Here is an 18141-nt window from a genome sequence, read left to right as displayed (position 1 = left end):
CAGTCGGCCGTGAAATGTCTGCCGAACCTTGGTCGGTGCATTGGCGTCCTTCGGGAAAGTGGTTCTTTCCACGTGTAGCGACAACACCCCACCACGTTTCCTGAAAAACATTTCCAACGTCCCTCGGGAATTCCCAAGGTATACCCTGCGCCTCCTGGCGGGCAAGCGCGATGGAATCGGGACCGAATGGGCCGCTTGCTGGCGATTTCATGCCAGGCGCCGATGGCGTCGTGGCCTCAGCCCCGCCATCGCACTGCTGTTGCGCCGCTACCTGGTAGTGCAGCAGCGGAGACCGGTCGCGCGGGAGAGCGCAGCTGACGACCTGGTCATTCGGCACCTTTCGGCGCGCAAGGCGATGCGCCCGGCACGGCCCTCGGAGGCCCGCCCCGAATGGGTTTTGCGGGCGCCGTGTGGATAATCACCAAAACAAGAGGGGCATCATGAACGTTGGCGAGCAGCTGGTTTCCTCGTACCTTCGGTACATCAGAAAGTGCGATTTCATCCAGACGAACTTGTACACGGTCGACGTGCAGGGTGAGATTGACGTCGTGGGCATCAATCTCAAGGAGCGAAAGGTGTACGTGTGCGAGGTTGCTGTTCACCTCACGACTGGCCTCCAGTATGTCAAGGACAAGCGACCAAACAATGTCAACAAGCTCGTTGAGAAGTTCTCCCGCGACATCGCTTACGCTCGGAAGTACCTGGGGGAGTACGAGCACCACTTCATGCTCTGGAGCCCAATTGTCAAGGACAGCCAAGGGGACCCCCGATACAACCAGTTAGGACACTTGACCGAAGTAAAGAGGCAGATTTTCGAAGCTAGGCAGGTCGAGTTGGAGTGCGTGGTGAACGACGCGTTCTACTCAGCAATGCGGGAATTGAGAGAGTACGCAAGCCGGCAGTCGTCGGAGCTCCAATGCCCGCTCATGCGACTGCTGCAAATCGAAGAATTGCTCGCACGCCATGTGAGCAAGGGCGTTCGAGCGCCAACCGCGGGTGGCGCAGAGGTGCTTGCCGGACTTCCTGTCAAGCCCGACTGTCGAGGCCACCGGCACCGCTCATTGACATCCTCCCCGCCCTAAAGGACGGGGATTCCCACTGCTGGACGGCCATGCCCGGCCGCGGCACCCAGCCCTGAAGGGCCTGGTACCTTATTCACTGCGGCCGCACTCTTCGTCGAGCGCGAATCCGCAGCGGAAAACGTGTTCTCCAACCACACCAGCCCACGCGCAAGGATGTTGCGCGCCGCGTTCACATCGCGGTCGTGGGACGTGCCGCAACACGGACAGGTCCATTGCCGTACGGCGAGCCCAGCTCGACCCTTGGGGCCGGCTCGCGTGCCGCAGACGTTGCACTCCTGAGTGGAGAAGGATTCGTCGACCTCCGCGAACCAAGCACTTGCGTCATCGCACTTGTACTTGAGCATGGTTCGGTAGCTGCTCCAGCCCGCGTCGAGCACCGATTTCGCCATTCGGGTCTTCGCGAGGGAAGCGGCATTGACGTTGCCGACGAAGACCGCCGCATGGCTGTATGCCTGAACGGTGGACAGCTTGTGCAGGAAATCCTTCCTGCGATTGGCGACCTTGGCGTGCAGCGCACGCACCCGGTGCGCCTTGCCAGCGCGCTGCGCGGTGGCAATCTTCGACTCGAGGTCGCGATAGAAGCGCTGGGCGTCCACCGAGGTCCCCGCAGAGTCGGTCATATGGCTCTTGAGCCCCAGGTCGGCACCAATGGCCCCTTTGAGGCCCTTGGGCGACGGCTTGGCCTTCGGCTGCACCTTGACCGTGACGTTCAGGAACCAGCGTCCGCGCACGTCCTCGCTGATGCTGCCCGCGCCGAGCTCGCGGTCGGCGAGACCGTAGCTGTCCCAAAGGCTCAGAAGATGGCCCTGGAAAGCCACCTGCCCGCCCTTGTAGCGCAGCGAGCGAGCCTTGAATGGAATCCACCCCAGGCTCCGGTTCGCGCGCTTAGGGTCGGAGACGCGCCAGCGCAGGCGCGCCTTCTTGAACTGCCGCCGGCGCGTGGCGAACTCCTCGGCAACCTGCTGGAACACCGCAGAGCCCACGAGCAGGCCCGCTTTGCTTGCGCCGTTGAGGTACTTCTGAAAGTCGAACCCGCTCATGAAGCGGCCCTCGCGGCGCAGCACCTGCTGGCCGAGGTCGTTGCAGTAGTTCCAGACCTGGTTCACGTCGCGCGCCATCGCGCGCAGCACGGCCGCGTGCTTGTCCTTCAGCCGAAGCCGAAGGACACGCGTCGAGAGCGGGGGGCAACTGGGAAGGGACACCGAGGCGTTGTTGTTTCAACTGTTGTTTCATCCAGTGTATCGCTGCATTTTAGATAGAGCAATGCCTTCGGCTGCAAACAACCCGCGATTCACTCCCCGCCCTAAAGGATGGGCTTCTCTCGCGTTGGCTTCTGGTGAAGCTGACGAACGCGCAAGTTGGCCCTGCGCAGCTTGGTCTGACGACGTTTGCAGCCTTCTTCGGATACGGCTACCTCCTGGTGCTAGTTTGCTGGCGGTTTCGGCACTTCATCGAGTAGTCCGCGCGCGGATTTCGTTCGGGGTCAGCCCCAGCATCCGGCCAAAGTAGATGTCGCCGTAGAGCCCGGGCAGCGCATCGACGAAAGGTTTCGGAAGTTCGAGGTATGCTGCCCTGGCTTGGACACGCTGAAACGCCTGGCCGTTGCTGCTTGGCACCCCTGGTCTCGCCTCTTGGCAACATCGGCCAGCAACACAGCTTGCTTGCCGCAAGATTCCAGCACCGCGTCATCTGCACTTTGCGGCCGTGCCGCCTGTTGACCTCTTGTCCCTTGCGGGCTTGGCTGAGCTGTCGCGGAGCAACGCTCCCAGCTCATCTGGTATGCCGCCTGCCCCGGGCTACCCAGCACCACCCAAGTCGCTTCAGCTTCGCCATGGTTGCCGTGCGGTCGTCGCAGGCCGCCATCGTCTTTGGGTCGCCGCCGGAGCCCCCACGACACTGACTGTTCTGCCGCTCGACCAGCGCCTTCAATTCAGACGCTTCGTCGGCCGCGGAAGCACTAGCAACATGAAATGCAGCCAATGCGCACGCGAGGGTAAGGAGGAGTTTCATGCCCGCATTCTGCTGCATGCCCGCGATTGAACAGACCTGCGTCTGGCCATCACGAGGGAATAGTCAGCGCGTGGCGGGGTCGTAGTAGATGGCATCCAGCAACGCGGCACGCCCGGCCCAAATCCGCTTCTCCAGCGGGTCCGTGGGCTCGGGCGCGAGCCACCAGGGCGAGCTGCGAATCCGAAGTACGATTCGCTCCCAGTAGTTGTCGAGAGAGGTGTTGTTCGCAACGGCAAAGTGCTCTGCGATGCCCTTCTTGTTTGGCCTGCTGATGCAAACGAACTGGTCCGGCCGCTTCATTGCGAGCAGGCGCGTTCCGGTTGCGATGCCGCCCGAGGCGCGTAGGTCTTCGCTCAGCGCGCCCATGAACTCTTCTCGGAACAGCTCGTAGTGTTCCAGGTTTACGGGGCCGGTTTGCGGGATGAAGTCCAGCGCGCGCGACAGCCCCTCCGGCTTATTGATGACAGTGGTGCTGAACGAGCCACTGGCACCCATCGCGCCAAACCAGGCCCACTCATGGCCGTCCTTCTTGGCTTGTGTCCCGCCCATCGTGCCAGCAATGCGCTTGCGGACGTCTACATCGAGCTCGGCGTATGTGGGCTTGGAACGGAACATTGCGCCCAGTTGTTCCAGCACCTGCAGCCTTCCCTCAAGCGTATGGTCCGAGTTCGGGTTTTCAATTTTGACCCGGGCAACGAATTCCTGCCACGCCAGGTCCTGTGGTCCGGGAATGTCGTCTTCCGCCTTGGACTTTTTTACAGGCACCCACCGCGCAAGCTCGTCATGCGCGGCCTTGGCGCGGCGGTGATTGGCCTGGTAGCTGTAAAGCCACTCGGGGGTGACATCGACCCCAGCGCCCCACGACTGGGCAACGAAGGCAAAGAGCTTCTGGAGTCCGGCGTCGGTCGCGTTGCCGCGCATCAGGGTGCTGGCTTCAATGTTCGTCGTGAAAGCTCGATTCGTCAGGTTGTGACTGCCCACCACGGCGGTCCAGTCCTCCTTGCTTCGGAACAGGTAGACCTTGGGGTGGAAGAGCGGACCCTCCGGAAGCATGACCTTGAAATTCGGCATCTCCTGGAAGCGTTCAATGACCGACGGCGCGGTCACGTATCCGTGCGTGCCGACGACGAGGTGGCGGAATTTGGCGCGGTGCTCAAACGCCGCCTCGAGAACCTGGTTGTCCGTGGCCCAAGCCACCGCCCAAGCGGCGAGGTCGCATTTTGCCATCAGGTCGACGAGCGTATTCGTCGTTTGTTTGCTGTCCGTCAGTAACTCTACTTGCATTGGTCTTCCTCTTTCTATTTGTTGGCCAGCATTATGGGCAGCGAGACGGCGACCAAGCGAGGCAGGATGTCACGGAGCGACTTTTCTCGCACGGCGCGATGCGATGCTGCGCCGGAGCGTAGTGCCTCGGACTTGCCGACGATTGAATGTGTCTATACAATATCAAACATCAAGCACACCTAAAACGAAAGGGAGTCCATGGCGAAGTTCAAAGATGCGCACCTGCAGAAGCTGTACGACGGAATGCTCGCCGCGGCTGCCGACAAGAACAGTGAGCTCTATCACGAGGGCCAGCCTCGTCGCGGCGCGGGGCACCGGGCGGCGTTCTGGGATGGCTTCTCCGGAAAGTACACGCTTAACGGCGCAACTCGGTCGGCCAACGTCGTGCCAGGCACCTTCAGCTCCGCCTGCTTCCAAGCTGGTCAGGCCTGGGCGCGCAAGCTTGCCGCTGAGAGCAAGCCCGCGTCGAACCGCGGCGGTGCTGGCCGCAATCAGGGTCGCAAGCCGGGGGCACCTGACGGGCTTCGCAGGAAGGCTCGAGGGGTGCGCTTTTCTGATACCGAATGGGAGGACGCGAAGCTGGTCGGCATCGACGTCGTTCGGGCCTTTGTTGCGCAGCGTGCCGCTGAACTGCGGGCCCTCCCTGGCGAGGTCCTTCTGCACCTGCAAGCATCACCGGAGCCGCTCGAGGCCTACCAGGTCGCCAAGGCCTTGGGCGGAAGGTTGACACCAATGGAGGCCGGCCGGGTGCTCGCCGGGCTCGAGCAAGATGGGCTTGTCGCCAGTGACGATGAAACGGGCACCGCTAACGACCTGTATCGGCGGTTTCGCGCCGCGCCAGGCCGTTAGACAAGGAGCCTGACCCGTACCGGCGCGCCTGGTTGCGCTTGCGCGGAACGGCGTTTAAACGCAATCCCTGTACTGGGCCAATGCCCCGCCATCACTTTAAGCACCGAGCGTCTTTCCACTCTTGCACCTTAGCAAGACTGGAGACCTCGATTGACTTTCCCCACCCCCGCACGCCCGCGTAAGGGCACCCCTTACCAACTGGACATCGTCGCTGCCAACGGCAGCACGCAAACCCAGTACTTCGACACGCTCACCGCGCTGTCCCAGGCTCTGAAAGGCGCCTGGCACAACCACGACGACTGGCTCCGCCGACTCGAGCCCACACCGGGCACACCGTCGCATGGCCGGAGACGCACCTGCGTGCCTACAGCCCGCGCGGCAAGGCCCTGGACGTGCCTACGCTGTACGCCAATGCACGCCCCGCCTGGTACGACTCCGGCCGGTACCCTTCCCGCGGCTACAGCAACCGGCGCGGCTCCGTGTACGGCATCCGCAAATGGCGTGGCGGACCGACCTACCGCAACTGCGCGACCATGGCGCAGCGCCGCCAAAACGCAGCCTGGCACCCTGAGGAAGGCGAGGTGGAATGCCGCGCGACCAGACGCGACGCCTACCTGTTCCACTCCTGGGACGGCCGCCCGCGCGGCGTCGAGCGGTCCTGGAAGTCCCAACACAAGGGCCGAAAGGCCTGGGACCACTGAGGAACGCTATCCTTGCCAGGCTGTACTGCGAAATCGCCGCGAGGCTACACGTGGCAGGACACTGAAAACAAGGAACCACATGGACTCAGCCCAACACGCCCAGCTCATCCAGACCATCAAAGGCCAACTGGCTGCAGCAGGCTGGAAGAAAGAGAGCGGCACCGGCGTTGCAAGCAAGGTATTCCAAACCGCCGTCGGGCCCAAGGTCGCTCACGCGTACGTGAGCCGTGGCGACGGGTACAACGTTACGCTCTCAGGCGACTACCAAAGCGAGGGCCGCAATGCCCTAGAGCCTCACGGCACGCTCATCCCTGAAGGCGCCGATGAAGACGCGGTACGGCTGCTCGCACGGAAATTTGCCGTAAATGCGGACCAAGTCATCTCACAGACCTACGCGGCACGGCTGCATCAGGTCAAAGCGGTCACCGTCGCTCGCGACTGAAACTCTTCGCCCCTCCTGCCCTGCGCAGCGAGGGGCTTCTTCATGGCGAAGCACTTCGGTCACCGTTCGGCTAGTGCGCATGCGATGATTTGGGCCGTCTCCTACGGAGGAGGCTCTTCATTCGCCAAACATGACCCCAACTTTAACTATCGAAGACCTCCTGGAGGCGCTCGGCAATGACTGTGCGAAGCATGGGAGTGCGCTAATACCGGCCACCGCCAGCGACCTCGATGCGACTCCGAGGTTGCGGTTCGCGTGGGAGGATTTCCTGAAGGCAGTCGCCGCTGAAAAACCAAGCGCCGTCTTTTGGCAAAAACAATGCTTTGTGCCAGAGGACTACGTCCAGGAATGCATGGAGGAAGAGGGTTGGAAGCCCGTATTTGAGATGAGCCGCAGAGGTCGCTGGCCAACGCCGGCCGAGACTAGTGCGCACGTCGCCGCAGACCTGGCCTTGGTCGAGCGCTTCAGCGGCCAGCCCTATTTCATCTTGGCGATGTACACAAAGGATGGCGCGTTCCGTACCTCCAGCGTATTACTGACCTGGGCCAATGAAATCGCGGAGAAGATTTCCGATTTCATCGAACAACGTTTCGATGACGAGGCCGTATTGCAGGAGCAGTTGCACACGCTGGAGGCAGAGCGAATTGAGCGGCTTAGCTCGGAAATTGCCGCAAGCGCGGAGTTCCAGCAAATCCGCGGGCTACCGAAGCGGCTCCTGTGGGTCCAGGCGACCTATGGCGGCAAAATTCCCCCTCACAGCCGTGGCAGGATTGAGCGCATCTCCCAAAACGTGGACTACGTGGACGCAAATCTGGCGTATGTAGTACAGAAGGCCCACGACAAGACCTGGGTTGCAAGCAACGTCGGAAAGGCATGAGCGGAGAGCCTTTCGCTCAGGTGCTCGGTATCAGCGCAACCCGCCGGTGCGAATCGGACTGCTTAGGGTACGGCTGCGGAGGCTGAAAGCCCGACATCACAATCGCCTTCTCGCCGGTGCGTCCCAGCGGCCAGGCGTAGACATGATTGCCCGGATGCTTCACAGGCCGCAGGAGGCCGCTTCGAAGAACTCCGTCGAGCCACTGGGCTGGCTCCTGGCCGAACGGCCGTGCCGGTGCACCAAGGTGAACCAGCGCGCGCTCGGCCGCCTCGTGTCCCGACTCCAGAAGACGAATCTTTGAGAGCGAGCGGGGACTGACCACGCGCCCAGACGCCGTGACGTGATGCGTTCGAGGGGTCCCTCGCCCCAGGTACCGCCCGTTGAATGCCTGGTAGCAAATGCCGACATGCCCAGGCATCGTCAGTCCCCCGTCCTCGTCTCGCCTGGGCACTGGGTCGGAGTACGAGACGACGGCCTTCATCGCCGGCTTCACCTTCTTGAGCAGGTCGAACGCGCGACCCAGGAAATAGGTCTCGCTGCAGTAGGGAGCGGCGTCAAGCAGCACCAGGCGGCCTAGCTCCAAGCCTTCGCTCGGGGGCACAGAGCAGTACTTCGGAATCACCCGTTGGTTCATGGGCACGGAGAACACCGCGACGCCCATCAGCTCCGCTTTGGGACCAAACAGGCCCACGCGTACGACGGACGCTACGAACGACCGGCTGTAGTGGTGGGCCTCCACGAACTTTCTTGCGACGCCCTCCGTGATGAGGTCCACAGCGAAGTCCCCCTTCCTAAATCCTTCGTCCCTGTCGACACGGAAGGACGACTTGCCGTCCCGCCACCGTTGCGTAGGAATTGGTTTTCCAGAGGAAGCGGGGGCGCACAGGCCTCTGGCGACTTGTAGTTTAGATTGCATGTGCATTTAGTTTATACGGTTTCCGCGGTCCGTAAATCAACCTTGCTCCCACGTTCTTCTATAGGTGCCATAAACCGTGTCGCTTTTCTGTCTTGACCGCAGCGCTGCTGCCAAGGACGACCGCGATGGCATCTACCTACTTCTCGACTGCGCAACTGCGCCCCTACCTTGACCGCACCAGCATCGGAGCGACGGCCCTCGTGGTCGCCATCCTGAGCGGCGCGCCGCATGACCGCAGTGGCGCACCGACCCGCTGGCCCGTGCTCGAACGCCTGACAGTTGGGCAGCTGCTCTGCGACTTCATGGTCCGAGTCGAAGCGCTCGGCGGAGAAATCGTTACGCCCGAAACGGTAGCCGGCCGGGCCTGCATGGACGCCATCGCACCCCTGCTTTGGCACGAAGGCCTGGTCGATGACAACTGGGAGCCCCCCGGCCGGCAGCTGGACGCGTGCATCGCGCTTGCGACGCCGCTGCTGGCACCCGTCCTGGGCACGAGCGTCACGGAGCTTCTGCAGTACCGGCCGGGCGCGACCGGATTCATCGGCGGGTACGCGAGCATGGTGTCCGACGAGCTCGACGTGACCCTTCAGAACTACTTCGGGGGAAGGGTCGACAAGAACGGGGTCGCCCGCCTCGCCGACAACCTGCCTCTGGCGGCGGGGGAAGGCCTCGTGCTGTCGATGTGGCGTGCCGGCCTGCACCGCTATGCCGAGGACGGCGAGAAGCTCTACGACATCGCTGCCTTGGTCTCTGATGCCAAGGGCCGGCCCGTGGCCACCTTCGACGCTCGAATCGTCTACCTTCGACGCGGCCAATCTGCCGCCAAGGCGCTGTGGACGCTCGACGCCTATGACGAAGCTGGCCTCAAGCTTGGGACCAGCCTCCATGTGCTCGAGCAGCATCAGCGGCTCCCTGATAGCTTTTATGACGGCAAGGGCCTCCTGTTCCTGGAAGCATTCGAGGTCCGGCACGACCTGCGCGGTCAGGGGCTCGGGGCCGAGCTGCTGAAGGAGTTGCTCCCGCTGGCTCTGGGTGGTTTGCGCCGTCGTGTCAGCAAAATTGCCATGGCGCCCTTCCCGCTCCAGTACGACTATCCGGTCTCCGAGAAGCTGCCGCCGCAGCTGGTGATGGACGCCGTGGACGCCGTCGAGTCGCTGCGAGCGCACATCGACCGCGTCCGGCCGCAGGACCTGCACCCGTGGACCGCGGGCAGCGACATCATCTTCCTGGGGCAGGACCCCCGCGCGACCGGGACGCACGACGAGCAGCTCTACCTGCTTTCAGAGCATGCGAGCTGAGACAGCACCGGCCCGCATCGGCATCTTGGGCGGCGCGGGGCCCTTCGCGAGTGCGGTGTTCCAGGTTCGGCTGGTCCAGGCCTGGGCGCGTCAGATGTCCGGCGCGTGCCTCCAAGACGAGCACTACCCCGCAATCATCCACCTCAGTGAGGCCTTGCAAGGACTCGGCGCCGACGGCGTGGAATGCCGCCGTAGGGCCGCCGCTTCGCTTGCGCGCGGTGTGTCGCTGTTGAAAGAAGCGGGTGCCGCCTTCGTCGCTGCGCCTTGCAACAGCCTGGGCGAGGTCCTGACCAACTGCACGGGCACCCTCGGTCTTGAGGTGTTCACCCCATGGAACTCGGCACCCGCCATGCGACAGCCCGCGTCCACGGCGGTGCTGTGTTCCAAGAGCATGAGGGCGTATCTCTCCGCGCGCTACCCAGAATTGATTTTCCCGAGCGACGCCGCCCAAGCCGCAGTTCAACTGCTCATCGAGCAGGGGATGGCGGGTCAGGCTCCCTCAGCTTGCCTACTGCAGGCGCTCATCTCCGAGCAGCTGCGCCGCGGCGTCGCCGAGGTGCGCATTGCCTGCACAGAACTGTCGTGCGCGCAGCTCGAACCCGATGAACGGGTGCTCGACACCATGAATTGCCTGGTGCGCGCCACGGCTGACCGTGCGCAGGCGCTATTTCGGGCCTCCTTCCAAGCCTCAACATGAATCACTATCCCCCTCCTGCCAAGCACGCCCTTCCGAGCGGCCTCACCGAGCTGCTTGCCCAGCTTCGTCTGGAGGATGCGTTTTCCGCACCTGACTACGTTTGGCGTAAGGGCAATGCGCTGAACGCCTACCTTCGCGCATCGGGGCTCCGGGCCGCCGTGGTGGCCGTGAGCGGGGGCGTGGACTCCGCCTTGGTGCTGGCGCTGGTCAAGGCGGCCAGCCAACAGCCCGGCTCGCCGATTCAGCGCATCGTTCCCGTGCTCCTGCCGGTCTTCACCGATGGCGCTGCCACCAACCAGGACCTTGCAACGTCACGCGGCGTGGAGCTCTGCGGCGCGCTTGAACTGCTGCCTGTCGTTATCGACCTGTCGAAGGCGCACCTGGCGACGAAGACGCTCGTCGACAACGCGTTGTCGACGTTAGGCGAAGGCTGGGCCTCGGGCCAGCTGGTGGCTTATCAGCGAACTCCGGCGCTTTACTACGTCACCAGCCTTCTGACCCAGGCCGGCACGCCCGGCATGTTGATTGGCACGACGAATCGCGACGAGGGTGCGTACCTGGGCTACTTCGGCAAAGCCTCGGACGGCCTCGTGGACGCACAGCTCATCTCGGACCTGTACAAGTCCCAGGTCTATGAGGTTGCCCGGCACCTGGGGGTGCCGTCCTCCATCCTCGAGGCGACGCCGACCGGAGACATGTACGACGGCCGCACGGACGAAGAAGTCTTTGGCGCCAGCTATGACGCTGTGGAGCTCTTCCTTCGCGAGAAGGCCTGTACCGATGTCGCCCGGCGAATTGCGGCAGTTGGTATGGCAGATGGCCGGAGCGACCGATTTGCGGGCCAGCGCGCGGCGTTGGAGGACCTTCACCGCTACAACCACCATAAGTATCTGGGTAAGTCGCCGGCGGTGCACTTCGACCTTTGGGATTGCCGAATCGAGGGTGGGTGGGACTACCACGTGGCCAGGGAAGCCAGGCAATGAAGACCGAGGCAAGCGCCCCCATTGCCTCCTTGTTCACGATGAGCGCCCTGCCGTCCGCGCGCGGGCCCGGCGCTCGCGCACGAAGGCTCCCCGTGCCGGGCGAAGCTTGGCATATCCGGGGCCTGATTCAACCCGAGCTTGTCGAGGCCATGCGCCGAGAGGTCCTGTCGGCGCCGAGCGTGCCAGTCGGGCCTGACGGCATCCTCAGCAACTTCAAGCCTGGAACCCACCCAGCCTCCTGGCGTAGCAGCAGCTTCAGCGCGGAGTTGGCGAGCCATCTCTGGTCCTGCCTTCCCTCCTCCCTGCTCGAGCCACGCGCGTTCAGTGAGCACGACCGAGCAGACCACGACGGCCATTCGCTCTGGAACCCGGTTGGCGTCAACGCCTTGCATCGATTCATTCGTTACGAGCCCGGCAGTGGCCATCTGGTGGGTCACTACGACGCTCCGTACATCGAGAGCGAAGCTCGCAGGACGCTTTTCAGCCTGGTCGTGTACCTGAGCGACAACGAAAGCGGTGAGACGAGGTTTCTGCGTGACGCGCAGGACCCGCTCCCCTTCGCAGCCCGAGATTTCAGTGACTGGTCCCGAAATGCCAATGCCGACGAGGTGCTGCTGGCAGTGACGCCCCTAAAGGGCGATGCCCTGTTGTTCGAGCACCGAATGCTTCATGACGGAGCTCCGGTCCTCGGGCAGGAGAAGCTGATTTTGAGAACAGACCTGGTCTTCGAGCGAACGGGGGCGCCCACTTGACGGAACGCCACCCCCGCCCTGACCGCTTTGTCGCCAAGGCGCTATTGGACCCCTACTATGCGCCGCTCGCCGCCGCCGGCGCGAGCCACGAGACGCTCCGAGCCGCCGGTTTCATTGACGACCTCCTGGACGGCAGCGTTCGGGCGCACCCTTGCTGGTCGCCGGCGATGCTCACGACGCCCTTGATGAAGGTGCGACGAGCACTCGCCCAGTCGCCGGAAGACGCCCGAAAACTCGTTCTCCTGTCGACGGGCAGCTACTCCCCGATGCACGAAGGGCACATCGCCCTCATGGAGCGAGCCCGGACGCACGCGCAGGAGCTCGGATACACGGTCGTAGGCGGCTATATGTCCCCTTCCCATGACGCCTACGTCAGCGTGAAGAACGGCGGTACGGCGGCGCTGCATGCAGAGCAACGAGTCGCGCTCGCCGAGGAGGCCGTCCGCCACAGCGACTGGCTCTCCATCTGCCCGTGGGAGGCACGGCATGCGCCGGAAGCCCTCAACTTCACGGATGTGCTCGACCGCCTAGCGGCCTACCTGGCCAGGCACGTTGACGCAATTGAGTTGGGATACGTCTTTGGCAGCGACAACCTGGGGTTCCTGGCGGCTTTCGCAGAACGCGGCCTGGCGTTTTGCGGTGTTCGAGGCGAAATGACCACTGAAGCGCTGCGCGAAACCCATGCGCTCCTTGGCGGCCGTGAGCATCGCCTTCACATGATGCCCGCTACGCGCGCGACGCGGGCCGAGACCGCATCGTCTACCAAGGTGCGTAGCGGCAACCTCTCCCTTATCCCTGAGGCAGCGCGTGCGCGGTACCGGGCGCTCGTGCAGCCGCCGAGCCAGGCCCCGACGATGACACCGGCATACCTCGTTCGTCGCGACCTGGCCCATGCGACGTCCAACTGGGGGGTCGACGCTGCGGCCCAGGCCGAGTTCGAGGAGTCGCTCATGGACGTTCTCGCTTCGAGCCTCGGCGCCGCCGGCGTGGTTCACGGCATCCCGCTGGCGGCGCAAATCGAGTTGGCAACTGCAGCGCGCGAACCCGAGACGTCGATGCTGAGCCTGGACGCGTGCGTTCTGGGCGATGCGCAGCTGCGTGTGAGCCGGCTCTTTGACGTCGGAGGTGGCCAAGTGTTCTCGTCACAGCGCGTACCGAGACCCGGGGCCGCGGCCCTCGCGCTGCAACTGGCCAGCCTCGACCGGTCCCGGAAGTGGCGTGTGCTGGATGATGACAAGGCCACGGGGGACACGGAGCATTCCGTGCACGCCCTCCTGACGGCAGAAGGCGTCCAGGTGGCCGGCTTCACCTACCTGAATGAGGCCTACCTGCGGGGAACCGAGCTGGCGGAGCGCGAAGTGCTCGACATCGTGGATGCGAGGGACTTTCTGCTGGGAGCGAGGGACGGCGGGCTCGTCATCGAATTGCCAACAGGGGAGACAGCCCGCGCGCCCTACATGCTTCCTTTCGTCAACCTGGTCTTTAGGGCCAAGATTCCCGCTGAGGCATGCAACCGCCTCTCGCGCCAACTGTGGGAGCTGAACGTCGCGTGGCTGGAGGCCTACGCGCCGCGGCTCACCGTTTCAGACGCGGACCCCGCTTCAGGCGCCCTGCTGACATACCTGGGCTTTGCCTCGACGACAACGCTGGTTGACTGCTGCAACGCGTTGTCCGCGTGGTCGGGCGACCTCAGCCTTCGCTAGTGCCGGCCGGGAGCTCAAGAAAAGGAAAGGCCTCCTCCAAATTGGAAGAGGCCTGAAGGAGGTCAGCGGAGCCGAGCGTTACGCCGGTTCGAGCTCGCGTTCGCGGAACGCAACGCCGGAAATGGCCATGTCGAGGCCCTTCCTGAGCTTCTCGCAGAGGTCGTCGTAGCCGTGCGCCACGTAGGTGGCCTTGCGGAAATGGTGGGGGTTCACGTTGCCGCCAAAGATAGCCGGGCTCAGCGTGTCATCCGATTCGAGGTCCATGTGCCAGGAGAGCACGTAGACGTCCGGTTGGCTGGAGTAGCCGTTGAAGTAGACGGTCACCTGCAGGCCGCGAGGCGTGTCGATTTCAACGTGAATTCCACGCGGGCCGGGGTACTCGCCGCCTTCGCGCCGGGTGGAGGTTGCGCCGCAGTCGCGAACGAGTTTTTCAACGCCTTTTGCCATCAGCTCGCGGTCGCCTTTGCGGAGCACGGTGAGCCCGAGCGTCTTGGTCTTCTTCATGTGAGTGTCCTGTGTGAAGTGGTCCTCCCTCGTGTAGGAACGGACCTGGCACCAAGGGGCGAGGCACGCGCCCCGCTAAAATGAAAGCCGCGCTCGACGGGCGGCAGGTTCATCCTGTTGCGACGCTGGCAGCAGGCGACGACTCGCCAAAATATGGGCTTGAGACCGCGACGACCCACGCCGCGTGCGCGAGCTCTTGGCTGCCAATAGCGTTCCGCGCCCTAGCGCTCTGACTTGGTCGCGTCGCCTATATGCTGAACCAACGAAACGTCGAGTTTAAAAGCCTCAGCTGCTTGCTGCGCTTGTGGCGATGTGCTATACTGACGACATCGTTGTATATCCTCTGAATCGGAAACGTGTCTAAATGGGGTTCGATTCCCCACACTTCCACCAAGAAACGCTTTAGATGAGGCGTTTGTTGATGGGGGTGACCTGGATTCGAAGACGGGCGGAAGTGCAGGCGGCAACGCGGGTTGGGACTACCCGGCAAGGCTTAGGTCTTGTAGAACAGAACGACATGACAATTGCCAATGAAAGCAATTTCCGCCTCGCTGCTTAAGCAGGCCGGGGTCTAAAGGCACCCTGTAACCTAAGCCTTTGTGAGCCGCAGCAATGCGGCTTGCCGGCGCCTCGATGTACTCACGTGCATCGGGGCGTTTGACCCTCTGGCGCGCTCACGCGCCGCCCTCCTCTCAAGGATTCCATCGTGACTGCACCAAACCCCGCACAAAGCGGACCTCGACAGCGCGAAACTCGGACGGTCGTGGACAACCGCCAGGCGCGACACCTCTACTTCATCGAAGACACCTTCGAAGCCGGCCTCATGCTGCGCGGCTGGGAGGTCAAGGCCATCCTGGCCGGCCAGGCCACGTTCAATGGCGGCTCCGCCTTCATCCGCCTCAAGGACGGAGAGGCCTTCGTCGAGTCGCTCACCATCACCCCCCTGGCACAAGCACGCAAGGGTCTGCTGGAAGAGCTGGAACCCACCCGCCCTCGGCAGCTGTTGCTCAACAAGGCTGAGCTGCGCAAGCTCGAGCGCCGCGTGGACGAGCGCGGCTACACCGTTGTGCCGCTCGCCCTGACGTACACACGCAAGCTGAAGCTGAACATCGGCTTGGCCAAGGGCAAGAAGCTGCACGACAAGCGCGATACGGTTCGTCAACGTGACCAACAGCGTGACCTCGCACGCGAGCTGAAGGCGGCATAGCCGAAAACGGAACGCGGGAGATAGGGCCAACGGCTTTGCGAGCCCGGGGGCCCTCTGGTACACAAGCGCGCACGGGAGCGAGATTGGCTGGCTATACGCAGGAGGACAACCAACCCGCTCCCAACTATGTGCCAACCATCTGCTCTGCCTACCCGGACCATCGCAATCGCGTCGGCCGTTGCTGCCTGCGCCGTCGCAGGTTCGTGCGCCAAGACCTGTTCCACTCCGCCTGCAGACTGCTCCGCGAAACCTGGCGGCCTGACTTCTCGCGCAGAGTCGCCGCAAGCTGCGCCTGAAGAAGTCGCGCCAGACGGACGCCCGTCCGGTGACCAAGTCGACGGCGCGGACCCCCAGAGCTAGTCCCTCCCCTCCCTCGAGACCCGCCTTGTGCGGGTCTTTCTTCCCTGCGCCAGAACCCTGGACGCGGGCGCAGCCACAAGGGGTCCGTTGGCGGAAATCCGTCGGATGGGGAAGGCGAAGCCGCTTCCTGCTGACCAGGCTTGTGAGCAGAGGCCTTCGGGTTCTAAGAGCGCAGCACACTCACTTCGCCACGCGGGGTGGCGGCACGGGGGCTGGTTCTACACGAGGTAGGTCAACTCTTATAGGAGCCATCCATGGCACTCTCTTCTCGTTCCAATCTGCTCTTCGAGGTCGCTGGCGTCGTTCGCGAGGCCTACAAGCTTCTTGATAACAAGCAAGGCAACAACGGTCGCGCGATTCGCCGGTTCATCCGACGGCACGGCGGCTGCGTCAACGGACAAATCGTCTTTGTGCAATCTTTCTGCTTCGAAGACGGCTACTCTCCTGAGCAACTCGCGGCCGTCGAGCGCTACGCCGAAACAATCGACGAGCTGAATGCGACGTTTTTCCCCGCGGACGTCGTGATTCAGAAAGTCGGCTGCGCCCGTGACGACGACTTCGGTTCGGTCGCGAACGTGTACATCGTGCAGCTGGACATTGACACTGCCTCAGTGCGTGAGATGCGCCACCTGGTGCATCTGGTGCTGGTCCTCAACGACACGCTCCAAGAGTTCGCAGTGTCTCGCAACGCCACGGCGTTGTTCGACTACCCAGACTACGTGTACCGAGGGCTGGGCTGCGATTGTGCCTCGGCGACATGGGCTGTCGAGGGAAAGGACAAGCAAGGCAGCAGCGGTGTGCTCGAGTGGTGCATCGATGAAGTCGACGCTCTAGAGCGTCTCGCTCTGATGCAGGCCCACCCGCATCGCTTCCCCGAGCTGAGCGTGGCGAGTCCAGCAATGCTGGGCATAACTGCCTGAGCGGATATCCGCTGATTCCCGCCTGGAGCTAACACTCCAGGCGGTTCTTTTTGCCCCTCGGCGGTGCCCGGTAAGAAAGAGCGTGGCTCCTCGGCGAAGCCCTGATGTCCTGGCCGAAGCGGCCACGGCTGCGCTGTTGTGGAATCTACAGCGGCTGCTGTGCAATGTACAACGGTCGGAGATGAGCTTGACGGCAGATGGCTACACCCATCAGGCCAACCGACATTTCATCTCATGCAAACCTTGACTTCAGCACACCCGTCCTTCCGCTACCTCTGGAGCAGCAACAGGTCGGATACCTCCACGCCCAAGTACCTTGCCGCCAGAAACGTCCTGGTCGGAGAGGCTCCGCCGTCACTCGTTGGCAACTGGGCAAACGGGCGCGCCGCACGGCTCGTCCAGAAGCTCGGCTTGAGCAAGGTCAGCGAGTTCGAACTGGAGGACCTCGGCGAAACCAACAGCCTTGTCATCCGCAACCTCTTGCGTTCGGTGCTCCAACCAGTCCTCGGCGAGCGCAGCATCCGTTACCTGTCAACAGACTACGGGGCTATCGTCGGCGGCGGCTTGCCCTACCACCACGACATGCCCTACTCGAACGGTATCTTCGGCGCCTGGTGCATCGAAGGACCGCCCGAGCGGACGGTGCGTTTTGGCGAGATGGACATCGAGGTGCCATTTAAGCCAGGCACCGTGGTTGTGTTCGACCCGGCACAGCCACATGCGTTGCTCAACGGCAAGCGCCAGTTCGAAGAAACGGACTACGCACCAACCGACCTTGTCGGCATGGTGGGGTTCGTGGCCCTGAGGACGCCAAAGGCTTGTGCCGCTCTCGGCATCGAGGCCTACGGACCCAAGAAGCACAAGGGCATCCGCACCACCCCGAACCAGTTCGAGGCGTGCCCCCGCACGGGACGTATCCCTGGGCTGGCACGTTAAAAACTACTTCTGAAGACCGCCCTCGCCGGCGGTCTTTTTTTTCCTTGTGCCGTTGACCCGACCGGCGAAGAGAAAGCCCCGTCCAAATGGACGGGGCTGGTGAAATCAGAGATGCGCGGTGAGCCTAGGCGGAAACCAGGCCTTCGGCGACAGCGTCGACGTGGGCACTGCGCCAGGCGATGTCTTCGCTCGGGTAGCTGTAGTTCGACTGCCACTGGGCGTCGCCGAGGCGCATCCAGGTGTAGCCGTTGGCGCCGAGCTGCACTCGGTAGCCTTGAACACTGAGCGCCTCGTGGCTGAAGTCGTCTGGAACCAGGGCGATGTTGACTTGCTCCAGAACGTAGGCGGAGAACCGGTCCATGGCTTCGGGGTCCTGGTGGAGAAAAGCCAGTGCGACCTGGCCCTGCAGCTCGGCGGACCAGTTGTTGTCAGTTGCGAGCTCGCTGAAGAGGCGCTGAGATTTGGTAGGTGTTGGCATGTCGCTCCTGTTGCGTGGTGAGGTCCTAAGCCGTCTAGCGAATCCCGTGGACGGCCAGGACGCGGCCTACTTTCGCGCGTTCGGGTTGCCGGTTCGTTGGTCGGTCCCACTGGGCAAGAAAGCGCAATGAAATCAACGGCTT

General features: G+C 63.1%; 18 protein-coding genes and 1 other RNA gene. 14 read left to right on the top strand and 5 right to left on the bottom strand.

Annotation, left to right across the window (positions count from 1 at the left end):
• The first annotated feature begins 440 nt into the window (after nt 1-440).
• Nucleotides 441-1082, top strand: coding sequence for a hypothetical protein (locus E5P2_RS29985; protein ID WP_068674195.1), 642 nt, complete (start codon nt 441-443; stop codon nt 1080-1082).
• On the opposite strand, the gene E5P2_RS29980 is transcribed toward E5P2_RS29985, so the two are convergent.
• The gene (locus E5P2_RS29980) at nt 1079-2284 is read right to left on the bottom strand and encodes an RNA-guided endonuclease InsQ/TnpB family protein (protein WP_241520350.1); all 1206 of its coding nucleotides are present in this window, start codon (nt 2282-2284) and stop codon (nt 1079-1081) included. The genes E5P2_RS29985 and E5P2_RS29980 overlap by 4 nt on opposite strands.
• A gap of 871 nt (nt 2285-3155) precedes the next feature.
• Nucleotides 3156-4376, bottom strand: a complete 1221-nt coding sequence (locus tag E5P2_RS29970; protein WP_068674196.1) for a phospholipase D-like domain-containing protein — start codon at nt 4374-4376, stop codon at nt 3156-3158.
• A 198-nt stretch (nt 4377-4574) separates the two neighbouring features.
• Between E5P2_RS29970 and E5P2_RS29965 the strand changes: the two genes are divergently transcribed.
• From E5P2_RS29965 to E5P2_RS29950, 4 genes are all read left to right on the top strand, one after another.
• Nucleotides 4575-5225, top strand: coding sequence for a hypothetical protein (locus tag E5P2_RS29965; protein ID WP_162570888.1), 651 nt, complete (start codon nt 4575-4577; stop codon nt 5223-5225).
• 392 nt (nt 5226-5617) lie between these two features.
• Nucleotides 5618-5926, top strand: coding sequence for a hypothetical protein (locus E5P2_RS29960; protein WP_068674201.1), 309 nt, complete (start codon nt 5618-5620; stop codon nt 5924-5926).
• Nucleotides 5927-6005: 79 nt separating this feature from the next.
• On the top strand, nt 6006-6368 hold the full coding sequence (locus tag E5P2_RS29955) for a hypothetical protein (protein ID WP_068674203.1): 363 nt from the start codon (nt 6006-6008) through the stop codon (nt 6366-6368).
• A 130-nt stretch (nt 6369-6498) separates the two neighbouring features.
• Complete coding sequence (locus tag E5P2_RS29950) at nt 6499-7245, top strand: hypothetical protein (protein WP_162570887.1); 747 nt, start codon at nt 6499-6501, stop codon at nt 7243-7245.
• Between the two features lie 16 nt (nt 7246-7261).
• Here the strand turns inward: E5P2_RS29950 and E5P2_RS29945 are convergent, their stop codons facing one another.
• Nucleotides 7262-8020: a Mom family adenine methylcarbamoylation protein gene (locus E5P2_RS29945; protein ID WP_068674207.1), complete on the bottom strand. Its 759-nt coding sequence runs from the start codon at nt 8018-8020 to the stop codon at nt 7262-7264.
• A 266-nt stretch (nt 8021-8286) separates the two neighbouring features.
• Here E5P2_RS29945 and E5P2_RS29940 point away from each other — a divergent pair, with 266 nt between their 5' ends.
• The 5 genes from E5P2_RS29940 to E5P2_RS29920 are packed head-to-tail and all read left to right on the top strand — an operon-like array spanning nt 8287 to nt 13594.
• Nucleotides 8287-9459, top strand: a complete 1173-nt coding sequence (locus tag E5P2_RS29940) for a hypothetical protein (protein WP_068674209.1) — start codon at nt 8287-8289, stop codon at nt 9457-9459.
• Nucleotides 9449-10156, top strand: a complete 708-nt coding sequence (locus tag E5P2_RS29935) for an aspartate/glutamate racemase family protein (protein ID WP_068674211.1) — start codon at nt 9449-9451, stop codon at nt 10154-10156. Before E5P2_RS29940 ends, E5P2_RS29935 begins: the two co-directional genes overlap by 11 nt.
• Entirely contained in the window at nt 10153-11139 is a 987-nt protein-coding gene (gene nadE / locus E5P2_RS29930) for an NAD(+) synthase (protein ID WP_162570885.1), read from the top strand. The genes E5P2_RS29935 and nadE overlap by 4 nt, the downstream gene beginning before the upstream one ends.
• On the top strand, nt 11136-11891 hold the full coding sequence (locus E5P2_RS29925; protein ID WP_083944152.1) for a 2OG-Fe(II) oxygenase: 756 nt from the start codon (nt 11136-11138) through the stop codon (nt 11889-11891). Before nadE ends, E5P2_RS29925 begins: the two co-directional genes overlap by 4 nt.
• Nucleotides 11888-13594, top strand: a complete 1707-nt coding sequence (locus E5P2_RS29920; protein ID WP_162570884.1) for a hypothetical protein — start codon at nt 11888-11890, stop codon at nt 13592-13594. The genes E5P2_RS29925 and E5P2_RS29920 overlap by 4 nt, the downstream gene beginning before the upstream one ends.
• 78 nt (nt 13595-13672) lie before the next feature.
• Here the strand turns inward: E5P2_RS29920 and E5P2_RS29915 are convergent, their stop codons facing one another.
• The gene (locus tag E5P2_RS29915; protein WP_068674216.1) at nt 13673-14098 is read right to left on the bottom strand and encodes a hypothetical protein; all 426 of its coding nucleotides are present in this window, start codon (nt 14096-14098) and stop codon (nt 13673-13675) included.
• A 279-nt stretch (nt 14099-14377) separates the two neighbouring features.
• Between E5P2_RS29915 and ssrA the strand changes: the two genes are divergently transcribed.
• The 4 genes from ssrA (at nt 14378) to E5P2_RS29895 (ending at nt 17521) form a co-directional block, all read left to right on the top strand.
• Nucleotides 14378-14723: a transfer-messenger RNA gene (ssrA, locus tag E5P2_RS29910) on the top strand.
• 81 nt (nt 14724-14804) lie between these two features.
• A complete protein-coding gene (smpB, locus tag E5P2_RS29905) occupies nt 14805-15305 on the top strand; it encodes an SsrA-binding protein SmpB (RefSeq protein WP_083944153.1) in 501 nt (166 codons plus the stop codon).
• 614 nt (nt 15306-15919) lie between these two features.
• Nucleotides 15920-16585, top strand: coding sequence for a hypothetical protein (locus E5P2_RS29900; protein ID WP_162570883.1), 666 nt, complete (start codon nt 15920-15922; stop codon nt 16583-16585).
• A gap of 234 nt (nt 16586-16819) precedes the next feature.
• Nucleotides 16820-17521 (top strand): hypothetical protein, encoded by a 702-nt coding sequence (locus tag E5P2_RS29895; protein ID WP_068674222.1) that lies wholly within the window; start codon nt 16820-16822, stop codon nt 17519-17521.
• A 124-nt stretch (nt 17522-17645) separates the two neighbouring features.
• Here E5P2_RS29895 and E5P2_RS29890 read toward each other — a convergent pair whose 3' ends face one another.
• A complete protein-coding gene (locus tag E5P2_RS29890; protein ID WP_068674224.1) occupies nt 17646-17999 on the bottom strand; it encodes a hypothetical protein in 354 nt (117 codons plus the stop codon).
• Nucleotides 18000-18141: the final 142 nt, after the last annotated feature.

The sequence above is a fragment of the Variovorax sp. SRS16 genome, assembly GCF_901827165.1.
In the GTDB taxonomy this organism is placed as follows: domain Bacteria; phylum Pseudomonadota; class Gammaproteobacteria; order Burkholderiales; family Burkholderiaceae_C; genus Variovorax.
The sequence above is the reverse complement of the archived record's forward strand: the minus strand, read 5'-3'. Positions and strand labels throughout refer to the sequence as shown.